Source organism: Chryseobacterium sp. JV558 (assembly GCF_033712365.1).
In the GTDB taxonomy this organism is placed as follows: domain Bacteria; phylum Bacteroidota; class Bacteroidia; order Flavobacteriales; family Weeksellaceae; genus Chryseobacterium.
The window spans coordinates 788,078-800,988 of record NZ_WJHU01000002.1; the positions used below are offsets into that span (position 1 = coordinate 788,078).

A 12,911-nucleotide genomic window follows, 5' to 3' on the forward strand; every position below is an offset into this window, starting at 1 on the left:
ATAATTAAAACCTAATTACAGTCGAATATTCTGCGAAATCAGCTGATTCTCAGATTGTCAATTGTATACAATTTTTGTGCTAAGGTTCATCGTTTTATATATTTTCTCACAGTTTCATTCCAGGTATTAGTAGATTATGAAAGAAAGAGAATATTTTAATTTTCAATCTGATCTGCTTTTTGCCTAAAGTATTTGTAACAGTTTATAGGTAACCACAGTAAAATTTTTACTGTGGTTTTTTGATGGTCATTTTAAAGAAGTTCCACCTCCTCAGGTATTACAAAAAGAATAATACAGCCTTTCTCAGATTTTACGGAATGTTTAAAATTAGGTGGGGTATACAAATAATCTCCTCTTTCAAGCTGGGCTCCTGCAATACTGGCATCACCTTCCATGATAAATAGTTCTTCTCCGGCGGGATGATTGTGATAAGGATAGCTGGCTCCCGGTTCAAATTTTAAAAGAATGCTGGTAGAACGGTTTTTCTCCGGATCAAATTTTAAAGATTTTACAAAAATACCTTCATAATGAATCCCTTTTTCAATTAATGGCTGCCATTCTTTTTGTTCTGTTTTTACGATGTAATCGTGGATGTTGGTGTTCATGATATATAAATTTTAATTGTTATTGTAAAAATTGGTCTAAACTCCACTGATAGCGGGAGAAAGTACTTAGTAGAAATGCTCCGGCACTGAATGCAAAGACAGAATAATCTAAAGGTTCTTTAATGCCAAAAGAAATACTCATTGCAACCGCAAATAATAAAGTGAGAATGGAGGCGTATTTTGCCGTTCCTTTTACCTGATAGCCTAGAAGTAGCAGAATACCGATTGATAATTCAGCTGCAGTAGACAATACAGCAATAATGGAAGCCCATGCCTGCGGTAAAAATGAATTTGTTTCAGCGGTATAATCAATAAATTTTTTCCATCCTGAAGATTGCGCTCCCCAAAGATTCAGCCTGCTTGCTACGGCAGATAAAAATCCAAATGCCAAAGCGATCCTTAATAAAAAAACTGCGGTGTCCTGTTGAGTTTTCATACTATAATTTTTAGTCTTAATTACAGGTACAAAGTTCAGCGAAAACCGTTGCCTAAAGAATAGACAATTCCGGGAAAAGCATATAATATTTGAATGCTGAAAAGAAGAATAATCGAAAAGTTATGAGCTTTTTTTATTCAAGCGGAAAACTAAACTTCCTTTACGGCTTTCTGATAATCTTTGGGAGAACGGGAAGTATGTTTTTTAAAGAAATTCGAAAAGTAGAAAGGATCATTAAAACCAAGCAGATATGCAATTTCTTTTACCGTTAGTTTTTCATACAGTAAAAGTCTCTTTGCTTCAGAAATAATAAGACTGTAGATGACATTCTGAGCCGTTTTGCTGGTATGGAGTTTTGAAACCTCATTCAGTTTAGCTTCAGTGGTTCCAAGGATATCAGCAAAATGAGAGACCTGATAATTATTTTTGAAATTGTTTCTGACACTTTCAAGGAATTTTAAAAATAAAGCATCCGGTTTCCAGATTTCATCACCGTTGGCAATTTTACTGCGGTTGATTTCCACCAACAGCAATTCCACCAGAGAATGGGTAGAGATCAGATATTGATAAGGCTGCTCCAGAATTTCTTTTTCAATGGTGTTCAATGTTTCAGTGAAAAATTCAGGATGTTGTACGGTGATCATTTCATTCATTCCGAAATGACAAAAAAGTCCGTTGTGAAAAATAAGTTCGATATCACTGTCACTTTTACAGAAAAAATCCAGCGTAAATTCCAACGCAGTAAGTTCTCCATCCACAGATTTTAATTGATGAAACTGTCCGGAAGTAATTGTGATGGTCTGTCCGGTTTTCAGGATAAAAATATTTTCGTCAATCAGAATTTCAGCACTTCCGTGATGGCACCAGAATAATGTGTATCTGATGACCCGTCTTGGTTCAGGATGGCCTGCCTGATTAGAATATTTTTTTATTTCAATCATGTTTAAACCTATTTAAGAATAGAAAATTCCATTTTTATACTATATCAGAAAGCAAATTTATCATGGACTAAATTACAAAATGTTTAACTAAATTGATTAGTCGCAAAGTTATATTGTTAAAGAAAAATACTTAAATTCGTGTAGATTTAAACAAAAATTCAGAATGAAATACTCTAAAATTATTATCGTTGTTACTCTGTTTTTATTTCAGTTAGGAGCCGCACAGGAAAAAGCAGATGTAGTATTAAATACAGCTTTCAAAGAAGCTAAAGCAGGCAAGAAAAATGTTTTACTGGTATTCCATGCTTCATGGTGCAAATGGTGCAAGATGATGGAGAAAAATATGGATCTTCCTGAAGCCAAACCTATTTTTGATAAACGATTTGTTACTGCTTATGTAGATGTTCAGGAAAGAGGTGACAAGAAAAACCTTGAAAACCCGGGTGGACAAGATCTGATGAATAAATATAAAGGTGAAAATGCAGGACTTCCTTTCTGGCTGATTCTAAATCCAAAAGGAGAAGTGTTGGCAGATTCCTTTAATGCCAAAGGAGAAAATCTGGGATCACCAGCCACGCCTGAAGAAGTAACCACTTTCATTGCCAAGTTGGGAAAAGCCTCAAAACTAAATAATGAAGAAGCACAGACCATAGAAAAGGTATTTGTGAAGAAATAAGACTTAAAAAATAGAAAAAATCCCTCCAACGAATTCATTGGAGGGATTTTTATTATATCATCGGTTGATTAAAGCTTCTTATAGTAATATTCAATATTCGTCCATAAAACCTGATCTCCTGATTTTGTCATATCAGATGGAGTGATAAAAAGAATTCCAAACATATTGTCATATTGGGTAGTGCCAAAAGATACATTCTGAACAACCGTCAGACCATTACCACTTTCTCTCGATTCACGTTTCATATACTGTAATGTTCTCTTCAAAGTAAAGGTAGAATTCTCTTTATTGAAATCACCAATGTAAGTTGGTTTATTCGTATTATTCTCTTTGATGAGTACAGAGTCATTTTCGATCTTGAAACTATACGTGAAATCTGTAGATGAGGTTTCAGAAATCAATTTGATGGTCTTGTTTGTGAGATCAAGACTTATCTTTTTCCACGCAGGTTCCTGATACATGCTCCAGTATTTGTTTAGATAAGATTCATCAGGATTAGATTTACTTCCGAATGATCCGGTATAAAGAGTGGTTCCTTTTACTGCATAGCTTTTGAATTCAAATTGATACATTTCTTTATCAATTGGCTTCGGATCGTCAATGGTGTTATCATTATTTCCACATGAGATCATCGAGAGCGATATCATCGCAGCATAAAAAGGGTACTTCATCGTTATTTTTTTTTACAAAAATAGAGGTTTTACACGTTTTGGTGAAATAGAATAGGGTGTCATTTGTCAGTAATAAAGCGAAAAAGCAAAAAGACGAATTCACTTATTTGCCTTTTTGCTTTTTATTTTACATGTTATTTCCCAAAATACATCATATCCTGCTTCTGTTGTTCATTATAAATGATCTGGAAGCTTACAGGCATATATTGATAAAGGAGTTTCCAATGTTGAATCTTTGCGTGTTTTTTGAAGCTTTCAAAGGATCTTATAAACAGATTTTCAATCATGGTTCTTACATAAGAATCCCCATTTTTATAGATTGAGTCCATCAGTTTAAGGTGATGGGCAATAATGCTGATTTTAGATTCCTGTAAAAGATTCTTCAGATAGTTCACGGTAGCCTGCATGATCCCAGCGAAATTGTCCTGAACAGACAATTGTGTGATTTCATTGCGAAGTGGCGGATAGAAAAATTTTAAGTATTCAACAGCTATTTTTTGATTAATAGTTTGCATTTGTACTTTCATCATAATTTAGAATTTTTCAAACACTTTTATTGCAGCGAAATGTATACCAAAATTTAAAGGCATGCTGCAAAAATAAATACTCCTGCTATCACAGCGATGTGAGTGAGTAATATCTCTGCATTGTGTCTGTTAGTCGTAGTTTTCCAGGTTTTCCAGTCTGAAATCCTTCTTATTTTATTTTTCATAATCTATTGATTGTGAGTTATTTTTAATTTTGTTTAATTTAAACACTTTGTAATGAAACGGATAAAAAATGTAATAAAACCTATATACCGTGACTGTAAATTTGTCTTGAATACACCTTCTGAAGGTTGGTAGAAATGTGACTAAAAATCACTTTTCTGTATTCTTCACTGCAGAAAGCAGTACAATTGTCCAGAGAATAGATAAAAGTAGTCTCAATAGCATTCTTTAATACCGTATCTCCATCAGTGTAAATTTTGTCCATTTTCTGTAAACTTCTGAACAGCAGATTTCTGTCATTCTGGCGGATCATGTTTTTAATACGCTCTGTGAAAGTGCGGATGATGCTGTAGGAGTTTTGAATTTTGATTTCTTTCACTTCTTGTTCAAAATCAGGAACCACATCTGTGATTTCCTTTACGGCTTGTAGATAATTCATAATATTATATTTTAATGGTGATTCTGTTCCAGCATTCTGATGATGGCGCCAAAGATGAAAATGGTTAAAAAAGCAAAGAAGAGCAGATGATAGGGCTTCAGCCACTTTGGAGTTTCGGGTCCTCTGCTTTTTAATCTTCTCAGCTTGTCTATTCTGTTTAAAGTCTTTAAGTCCATATTTCTATGTTTTCAAATCATGATGCCAATGGTATTCCGTTGGAAATAACTTTAATTTAAAGTATTGATAAATAGTATTTTGTGATTTTTAAGCTTGATTTTTTAAACAAAAAAGCATGTCAAAATGATAAGGATTTTATCAAAATGGAGAAGGTTTAAGAATAAATTACTTGCCTTAAAGCTCACTACAAAGTCACAAAAGAGTTGAACTGTTAAATTATTTAAGGTCACCAGCTTTATGTATAAGAAGTACTCATAAGTTTTGAAAATCTTAGATTTTCACCTTTAGTGAACTTTTTAGTGTTATCATTAACCTTCTAAAATGTGCTAAAGTGTTTAAAATAAAACCTTTTGTGCCTTTTGTGGTAGAAAATAAAGTTTACATTCTACCAAAATCAATATTATTTTTAAGTTTCGCAGAAAGAATAAGAATGAATATCTTTGCAGTCCAAATATTCAGAAAAATGTTTTCAAAAATAATAGTACACAGAGTCGGAAATAAAATCAATGGAGATTCTCTGACGCTTTCTCAGGAGGAATTGAAGCTGGAAGAAGGAATGGCAGAAATGCTTGAGGATTACTTTTTAGGTTCTTTTAAATCGGAAGAAACTTTCCATTTTTATAGTGATACTTACCTGGTAAATAATCCGGTTTACAGTGCAGTATCAGAAATTTTTGATGACAAATCCAAATTTATCTGGGAATCTGAAAACCTTGCAAAGCATCTTTTCGAAGCTGCAGAAAACCCAAGAGTTCAGAGTGGAGAACTTTTCATTGTTCTTTTTGAAGATGAAAGTGACCGTCCGGATAGAGTAGACAAAATCGGGATCTTTAAAACGGAGAAGAGAGAATCTTTCCTGAAAATTAATCCTTCCGAAGAAACATTTGATATTGAAAAAGATCAGGGAATCGGTTTGTCTAAAATTGATAAAGCGGCTTTAATTTACAACAACAATAAAGAAACCGGATATGTACTTTCTGTAGTTGACAACAACAAAAACGGAGATATGTACTATTGGTTCGAAGATTTCCTGAAAGTAAAGCAGCGTGATGATGAATATTTTCACACGCAGGAAGCTTTGATGGTGTATAAAGACTATATCACAAAACAGCTTCCTCAGGAATTTGAAGTTTCCAAAGCAGACCAAGCCGATTTCCTGAATAAATCTATCAATTTCTTCAAGGAAAAAGAAGAGTTTAAACTGGATGAATTTGCCAGTGAAGTATTGGGAGATGAACATGTGATTGAAAGTTTTGTGAACTTTAAAACAGATTACGAACAGGATATGCAGGTGAATATTGCTGAAGAATTTCCAATCAGTGAAGCAGCGGTAAAAAAGACTCAAAGACACTTTAAAAGTATCATTAAGCTTGATAAAAATTTCCATATCTACATCCACGGAGACAGACAGAAACTGGAAATGGGGGAAGATGATAAAGGAAAATACTACAGACTTTATTTCGAAAAAGAGGTATAAAAAGAATTCTCCCATTCAATAATAATATCATAACTTTATCTCACCACACAAAATAAAAGTTATGAAATTTTTGATCATTTTCTGGGGGGCTTTTTTCTTTTTTTTCAGTGCTCCTTTTCCTATTTTTATCTATATGATGGGTGAGGAACTGGCAACAGAACCGAGAAATTCATTAGCTGCGAGCTATGGATATCTCGGTTTTTCTTTGCTCATATGGCTGTATGTGATTATTTTCTTTATCAATATCCTTTTTATAAAAACCTTTAGAGAAAAGAATACTATTCAGTCTATACTGCAGAACGGAATTCCCAGAGAAGCAAAAATCATCAACTATAAACTCCTGAAGTATATTCCGAAAACCAATATGAATATCATTCAGATTGTTCTTTCATTTCCTAATCTCAGAAATACCTTGATTGAACATGAAATGATGTTTCACGACTCCAAGCCAAAGGAAAAAAGGTTTGATGTCGGAAATAAGGTGAAGGTCCTGCTTAATCCCAACGTTTCACAGGAGCCTTACTTTATTTTAAGTGATCAGAAGGTGGGATTCAATACCTCTGGAATTGTTTTAAGAATTGTGTTTGCTGTATTTCTGATTGCTTACATAGTTGGACTTTACTATTACTTCTATATGCGGGAATCCTTCGATTTTGGCTGGAGATTCCTGACTTTTATGCACCCGATTATTTTCAGTGGAGTAATGACTCTTATTTATATATTGGTTTTTCAGTTGCTGATCAGCAGGCTTTTTAAAAATAAAAAAGAAGAACGAATCCTCTTCTCAGGAAGAAATGCGGAAGCCAATATTATCAGTGTAAGCCAGACAGGTCTTCTTGTAAATGATCAGCCACAAATTATGTTTCAGGTAAGTTTTAAAGATTTCAGAGGAACTGAACATATCACCGTTTACAAGAAAGTTGTCAGCCTTTTAAATCTTTCTTCTGTCCCTAAATACGGAAGCATTGAAATCATGTATGATGAGAACGATCCGAAGAAAATTATGATTCCTAAAGGGTTTTAAGTTTCCTCTTTGCCTTCTTCTCCTCATTAGCTATCTTTGTTTCTTTAGCTGAATCATATGAAAACAAAAATAGTCGATCTTACAAAACCCATTCAATACAATGCAGGTGACCCATGGTTCATGAGGGTGAAAATAAAACATAAAGCACACAGAAAATCACACTGGCTGATTCGTTTGGCACTAAGGCTTCCAGCAAGGCTTTTTCCTAAAAACTGGACGGGTTGGGCAGATGATACCATCAAAAATATGGGACTTCATGCTACAACCCATATTGATGCTCCATGGCATTATGGTCCTGTTGTGGAAGGCAAACCGGCTAAAACCATAGATCAGATTCCTTTGGAGTGGTGCTTTGGAGATGGAATTGTGATTGATTGTACTCATAAAGAAGATTTTGTGGCCATCACTATAGATGATCTGAAAAAAGATCTGGATAAAAACGGAATTACTATAGAGGAAGGAAATATTGTTTTGATCAGAACCGACCGTGACAAAATGATGGGAACCTCAGATTTTGTAGAAAAAGGAACCGGAATGAGCAAAGAAGCTACAGAATGGCTGATTGATCAGGGCGTGAAAGTAATGGGAATCGACCAATGGGGATGGGATCTTCCTCTGAAATATATGGCGCAGAAAGCCAAAGAACTCAATGATCCCGAATTCTTCTGGGAAGGCCATCGCGTAGGTATCGAAAAAGAATATTTACACATTGAGCAGCTTACAAATCTTAGTGCATTACCTCCATCCGGATTTAAAATCTGTGTATTTCCGCTTAAAATTGTCGGTGGTTCCGCAGCGCCGGCAAGAGTGGTAGCGATGATGAATGAATAGAATGCAAAAGGAGAATTTGTTCTATTTTATCGGTGTTCTCACAGTAATTTAGCACAAAATAAAAAAGGGTAAATCTGCCTATTGACAAATTTACCCTCTTATCTTTCTATTCTTTCGCTTGACTAGTTTTTCTTTCTGAAAAACAATGATCTGCTATATTCAAAATTCATTCTGGCGATATTGAGTACGGAAATTCCTTGCGGACATTCCACTTCACAGGCTTCTGTATTGGAGCAGTGCCCGAATAATTCGGTATCCATCTGGGTTACCATATCCAGAACCCTTTTGCTTCTTTCTTCTTTCCCCTGAGGAAGAAGAACCATATGGGTGATCTTGGCAGACGTAAACAAAGCTGCACTGCCGTTTTTACACGTAGCAACACAAGCTCCACATCCGATGCACGCTGCGGAATCAAAAGCTTCCTCTGCTGTCTGGTGGGTAACCGGAATGGCAGTGGCATCAGAAGCCTGACCTGTGTTTACAGATACAAAACCTCCTGAAGATATAATTCTGTCAAAAGCAGAGCGGTCTACTTTTAAATCTTTCTTTACAGGGAATGCCTCGGCACGGAAGGGTTCTATCAGAATCGTTTCACCATCTTTAAAAGACCGTAAATGAAGCTGACAGGTCGTTGTATTTTTCAGAGGACCATGGGCAATACCGTTAATCATCATTCCACATTGTCCACAAATTCCTTCACGGCAGTCGTGATCAAATTCTACAGGTTCATCACCTTCGATGATCAGTTTTTCGTTCAATGTATCCAGCATTTCTAAGAAAGACATATGAGAATTCAATCCTTTCAGATCATAACCTACCAGTTTCCCTTCACTTTTTCTGTCTTTCTGTCTCCATATCTTAAGATGTAAATCCATAATTTTCTGTTTTTCTATTTGTAACTTCTTACCGTTGGCTGAATTTCTTCAAAGGTTAAAGGTTCCTTGATCAATTCTGGTTCGCTATTTTCACCTGCCCATGCCCATGCAGAGATAAACTGGTATTCTGCATCATTTCTCATGGCTTCTCCGTCCGGAGTCTGGAATTCTTCGCGGAAATGAGCACCACAGGATTCGTTACGGGTTAAGGCATCATAGCACATCAGTTCTCCAATTTCGAAATAATCGGCAACACGGCCTGCTTTTTCCAGTTCGGTATTCATTTGACCTCCCTGTCCGGAAACCCTTACGTCCTTATAAAATTCCTCTTTCAGTTTTCGGATTTCCTGAATGGCATATTTCAGACCTTCTTCATTTCTGGCCAGGCCGCAATAATCGTACAGGAGTTTTCCTAATGTTTTGTGAAAATAATCTACAGTTTTGCTTCCTTTGATATTGATAAAATCAGTAATTTGGTTTTTAACGGCATTTTCAGCCTGTTCAAATTCAGGCGAATCCGGTGAAATTTTTCCGGTGTGAATTTCATCTGCCAGATAGTTTGCAATGGTGTAAGGAGCGATGAAATAGCCGTCTACAGAAGCTTGTAAAAGAGAGTTGGCTCCCAATCTGTTAGCTCCATGATCGGCAAAATTAGCTTCCCCTAATGCAAATAATCCCGGAACAGTGGTCATCAGTTCATAATCTACCCAAAGGCCCCCCATAGAGAAGTGTGCTGACGGAGAGATCATCATGGGCTCATTATATGCATCATATCCTGTTATTTTCAGATACATATCGAATAAGTTTCCATATTTTTCCTTGATCTTATCTTTTCCCTGTTCCTGTATTGCTTTTGAAAAATCAAGATATACTGCATTTTTCAAAGGCCCGATTCCAAAACCGGCATCAATTCTTTCCTTCGCTGCACGGGAAGAAATATCTCTCGGAGCAAGATTCCCGAAAGCCGGATATCTTCTTTCAAGGTAATAATCCCTCTCATTTTCCGGAATATCATTCGCGATTCTATTTTCAGCTTCCTTCAGCGGCACCCAGATACGTCCGTCATTACGTAATGATTCAGACATTAAGGTCAGTTTAGATTGATAATCTCCGGATTGCGGAAGAGAAGTAGGGTGCACCTGAATCCAGCTTGGAGAAGCCATTAAAGCCCCTTTTTTGTGGGCTCTCCAGATGGCAGAACCATTACATCCCATAGCAAGAGTGGACAGATAATAGATTTTCCCGTAACCTCCCGTTGCCAATACTACAGCATGAGCTGCGTGTCTTTCAATATCTCCTGTGTCTAGATTTCTTACGATAATTCCTCTGGCTTTACCATCAACCGTAACAAGATCAAGCATTTCATGTCTTGAAAATAATTGTACTGAACCTTTTCCAACCTGTCTCATTAAAGCCTGATAAGCTCCTAACAGCAGCTGCTGGCCCGTTTGTCCCCTTGCATAGAAAGTACGGCTTACCTGAACTCCTCCGAAAGAACGGTTGTTCAGATACCCTCCATATTCACGTCCGAAAGGAACTCCCTGAGCTACGGCCTGATCGATGAGGTTCAAAGAACATTCTGCCATGCGGTATACATTGGCTTCACGGGCTCTGAAGTCGCCTCCTTTTAACGTGTCTACAAACATTCTGTACACACTGTCACCATCATTTTTGTAATTTTTAGCAGCATTCACTCCTCCCTGTGCGGCTACAGAGTGTGCTCTTCTCGGGCTGTCCTGGAAACAGAATGATTTGACATTATATCCCATTTCTCCCAAAGAAGCTGCAATAGAACTTCCTGCAAGTCCCGTTCCTACAACAATCACATCCAGTTTTTTACGGTTGGCTGGGTTGACGAGTCTTGCTTTCTTTTTATAATTTTCCCATTTATGTTCCAATGGGCCTTGTGGTATTTTTGAATCTAAAATCATGACCGTTCTGTTTAATGATAAGTAAAAAATACATACACAGGCATCAATGCAAAACCTACACAGATAATGATTGAATAAGCAATTCCGATAGTTTTGAACCATTGTACAAACTTAGGGTGATAAAGCCCCAGAGTTCTTACAGCACTGTATATTCCATGAATCAGGTGATAACACAATGCGATCATTGATAAAACATAAATGATAACGTACCACCATTCTTTAAAGACATTCACTACTAAAATGTAGAGATCTTTATTTCCGTTCTCATCCAAAGGAGGATTTCCGAATTTGTAGATATACCAGAAGTTCTGGAAATGGATTACCAGAAAGATCAGGATTAAGGTTCCAAGGATTCCCATATTTCTGGAAGCCCATTTACTGGCTCTTCCACGTCTGTCCGAATGATAGCTGCCACCAGATTTTTTATTTTTTAAACTAATAATCAATCCATCTACAGCATGCAGAATAATACTGGCATACAAAACGTAAGAAACTATTTTGATAATAATATTTCCGGATAAAAAATGCGAATAGGCATTAAACTGCAGATGTGCTTGCTCTTGTGGTAGAAAAAGCTGAAGATTTCCAAGGAAATGAATCAACAGGAAGAATCCCAAAAAGAGTCCTGTAAGGCACATCAGCATTTTTCTTGACAATGTTGATAACATATTTTTGATTTAAAAATTAATAATATCCTAAGACTTTCATCCACAATCCGCCTACAACCATATAGATGATCAAGAGAACGATTCCTATTTCAAGACCTCTGAGCCACCATACTTTCAGGTCTACATATCCGCTTCCGAAAAATACCGGAGCAGGACCGTGTCCGTAATGGGTAAGCACACCATAAATAGAACCCATGAAACCTAGCATCATCGCCAATAGCATAGGAGGAATTCCCAAAGAAACACCAACCCCTAACAATGCAGCATACATGGCTGCTACGTGAGCTGTAGCACTTGCAAAAATATAGTGACTGAAGAAATAGACGATAATAATAACCGGGAAGGCTACCTGCCAGCTCAGACCTCCGATCTGAACTTTGATAAGGTTACTGAACCAGCCAATGAAGCCTAATTCATTCAAAGAACTTGCCATCATTACCAATACGGCAAACCAAACAATGGTGTCCCATGCTCCTTTTTCACTTTTTACATCCTCCCAGGTTAATACTGAGGTTAGCAGCAATAATGTTAATCCGATAAATGCAGTAGTTGTTGCATCAATAGAAAGCGCTCCTCCAAATATCCAAAGAGCTAACAGAATAAAGAATGCTAACAGCATCAGCCATTCGTTTCTGGAAATAGGTCCCATTTCTTTTAATTTCTGAGCGGCCATTTTGGGAGCATCTCCTGTTTTTTTCAATTCAGGCGGATATAATTTGTACAATACCAAAGGAACGACAAAGAATGCTACTGCTCCCGGAATGAAACCTGCTGCAGCCCATGACATCCATGTAATATCAATACCAAGGTTGGCTGCAAATTTCTGACACATCGGGTTACTTGCTGTCCCAGTAAGGAACATAGAAGAAGCGATGAGGTTCATATAATAGCTGTTCAACGTAAGGAATGATCCTAATTTTCTATGGGTTTCCGGTTTGTCAGGTACGGAATCAAAGCTTATCGCCATAGACTTCATGATGGGGTAGATAATCCCCCCACCTCTTGCTGTATTGCTCGGAATAGCAGGTGCCAGACAAACATCGGCAAGGCCCAATCCGTAAGCCAATCCCAATGAGCTTTTACCAAAAACTCTGATGAACAGAAAGGCAATACGGTTTCCAAGTCCTGTTTTGATAAATCCTCTGGCGATAAAGAATGAAATCCCGATCAGCCAGATTACTTTATCTCCAAAACCGGAAAGAGCTTTTGTAATAGATTTTCCTGCATCTCCGGGAGCAACAACCTGTGTAAGGGCTGTAAAACCAATGGCCATCATACACATCGTACCCATTGGAGCGGCTTTAAGGATGATTCCTAAAATAGTGGCTGCAAAAATGGCAAACAGATGCCAGGCATTCTCGGCAACACCTTCCGGAGCAGGAATGAACCATATGATCAACGCAACAACAAATGTGATCGCTACGTTTCTGATATTTATTTCTTTCATGAT

At 36.9% G+C, this 12,911-nt stretch carries 16 protein-coding genes; 4 read left to right on the plus strand and 12 right to left on the minus strand.

Annotation, left to right across the window (positions count from 1 at the left end; translation table 11 throughout):
- Positions 1-251: 251 nt before the first annotated feature.
- The 3 genes from GFU89_RS09350 to GFU89_RS09360 all read right to left on the minus strand — a co-directional run bounded on the left by GFU89_RS09350 (position 252) and on the right by GFU89_RS09360 (position 1,982).
- Positions 252-605, minus strand: a complete 354-nt coding sequence (locus tag GFU89_RS09350) for a cupin domain-containing protein (protein ID WP_318846871.1) — start codon at positions 603-605, stop codon at positions 252-254.
- 19 nt (positions 606-624) lie between these two features.
- Entirely contained in the window at positions 625-1,041 is a 417-nt protein-coding gene (locus GFU89_RS09355; RefSeq protein ID WP_318846872.1) for a DoxX family membrane protein, read from the minus strand.
- A gap of 149 nt (positions 1,042-1,190) precedes the next feature.
- Positions 1,191-1,982: a helix-turn-helix transcriptional regulator gene (locus tag GFU89_RS09360; RefSeq protein WP_318846873.1), complete on the minus strand. Its 792-nt coding sequence runs from the start codon at positions 1,980-1,982 to the stop codon at positions 1,191-1,193.
- A 163-nt stretch (positions 1,983-2,145) separates the two neighbouring features.
- On the opposite strand from GFU89_RS09360, the gene GFU89_RS09365 reads away from it, so the two are divergent.
- The gene (locus GFU89_RS09365; RefSeq protein ID WP_318846874.1) at positions 2,146-2,658 is read left to right on the plus strand and encodes a thioredoxin family protein; all 513 of its coding nucleotides are present in this window, start codon (positions 2,146-2,148) and stop codon (positions 2,656-2,658) included.
- Positions 2,659-2,726: 68 nt separating this feature from the next.
- Here the strand turns inward: GFU89_RS09365 and GFU89_RS09370 are convergent, their stop codons facing one another.
- The 5 genes from GFU89_RS09370 to GFU89_RS09390 form a co-directional block, all read right to left on the minus strand.
- Entirely contained in the window at positions 2,727-3,329 is a 603-nt protein-coding gene (locus GFU89_RS09370; RefSeq protein WP_318846875.1) for a hypothetical protein, read from the minus strand.
- A 134-nt stretch (positions 3,330-3,463) separates the two neighbouring features.
- The gene (locus GFU89_RS09375) at positions 3,464-3,859 is read right to left on the minus strand and encodes a hypothetical protein (protein WP_318846876.1); all 396 of its coding nucleotides are present in this window, start codon (positions 3,857-3,859) and stop codon (positions 3,464-3,466) included.
- A gap of 50 nt (positions 3,860-3,909) precedes the next feature.
- On the minus strand, positions 3,910-4,041 hold the full coding sequence (locus GFU89_RS09380) for a hypothetical protein (protein ID WP_318846877.1): 132 nt from the start codon (positions 4,039-4,041) through the stop codon (positions 3,910-3,912).
- A gap of 80 nt (positions 4,042-4,121) precedes the next feature.
- On the minus strand, positions 4,122-4,478 hold the full coding sequence (locus tag GFU89_RS09385) for a hypothetical protein (RefSeq protein WP_318846878.1): 357 nt from the start codon (positions 4,476-4,478) through the stop codon (positions 4,122-4,124).
- Positions 4,479-4,489: 11 nt separating this feature from the next.
- Complete coding sequence (locus GFU89_RS09390; RefSeq protein ID WP_318846879.1) at positions 4,490-4,654, minus strand: hypothetical protein; 165 nt, start codon at positions 4,652-4,654, stop codon at positions 4,490-4,492.
- Between the two features lie 464 nt (positions 4,655-5,118).
- Here GFU89_RS09390 and GFU89_RS09395 point away from each other — a divergent pair, with 464 nt between their 5' ends.
- The 3 genes from GFU89_RS09395 (at position 5,119) to GFU89_RS09405 (ending at position 7,987) form a co-directional block, all read left to right on the plus strand.
- Positions 5,119-6,132 carry a nucleoid-associated protein gene (locus GFU89_RS09395; protein WP_318846880.1) on the plus strand — a complete coding sequence of 338 codons (1,014 nt, stop codon included), beginning with the start codon at positions 5,119-5,121 and terminating at the stop codon, positions 6,130-6,132.
- Positions 6,133-6,193: 61 nt separating this feature from the next.
- A complete protein-coding gene (locus GFU89_RS09400; protein ID WP_318846881.1) occupies positions 6,194-7,156 on the plus strand; it encodes a hypothetical protein in 963 nt (320 codons plus the stop codon).
- Between the two features lie 57 nt (positions 7,157-7,213).
- Positions 7,214-7,987: a cyclase family protein gene (locus GFU89_RS09405; protein ID WP_318846882.1), complete on the plus strand. Its 774-nt coding sequence runs from the start codon at positions 7,214-7,216 to the stop codon at positions 7,985-7,987.
- 122 nt (positions 7,988-8,109) lie between these two features.
- Here the strand turns inward: GFU89_RS09405 and GFU89_RS09410 are convergent, their stop codons facing one another.
- Genes GFU89_RS09410 through GFU89_RS09425 form a run of 4 tightly spaced genes read right to left on the minus strand, consistent with a single transcriptional unit; the run spans position 8,110 to position 12,908 of the window.
- Entirely contained in the window at positions 8,110-8,862 is a 753-nt protein-coding gene (locus tag GFU89_RS09410; protein WP_318846883.1) for a succinate dehydrogenase/fumarate reductase iron-sulfur subunit, read from the minus strand.
- 14 nt (positions 8,863-8,876) lie between these two features.
- On the minus strand, positions 8,877-10,793 hold the full coding sequence (locus GFU89_RS09415) for a fumarate reductase/succinate dehydrogenase flavoprotein subunit (RefSeq protein WP_318846884.1): 1,917 nt from the start codon (positions 10,791-10,793) through the stop codon (positions 8,877-8,879).
- Between the two features lie 11 nt (positions 10,794-10,804).
- Positions 10,805-11,461: a succinate dehydrogenase cytochrome b subunit gene (locus GFU89_RS09420; RefSeq protein WP_318846885.1), complete on the minus strand. Its 657-nt coding sequence runs from the start codon at positions 11,459-11,461 to the stop codon at positions 10,805-10,807.
- A 16-nt stretch (positions 11,462-11,477) separates the two neighbouring features.
- Positions 11,478-12,908 (minus strand): anion permease, encoded by a 1,431-nt coding sequence (locus GFU89_RS09425; protein WP_318846886.1) that lies wholly within the window; start codon positions 12,906-12,908, stop codon positions 11,478-11,480.
- Between the last annotated feature and the right edge of the window lie 3 nt (positions 12,909-12,911).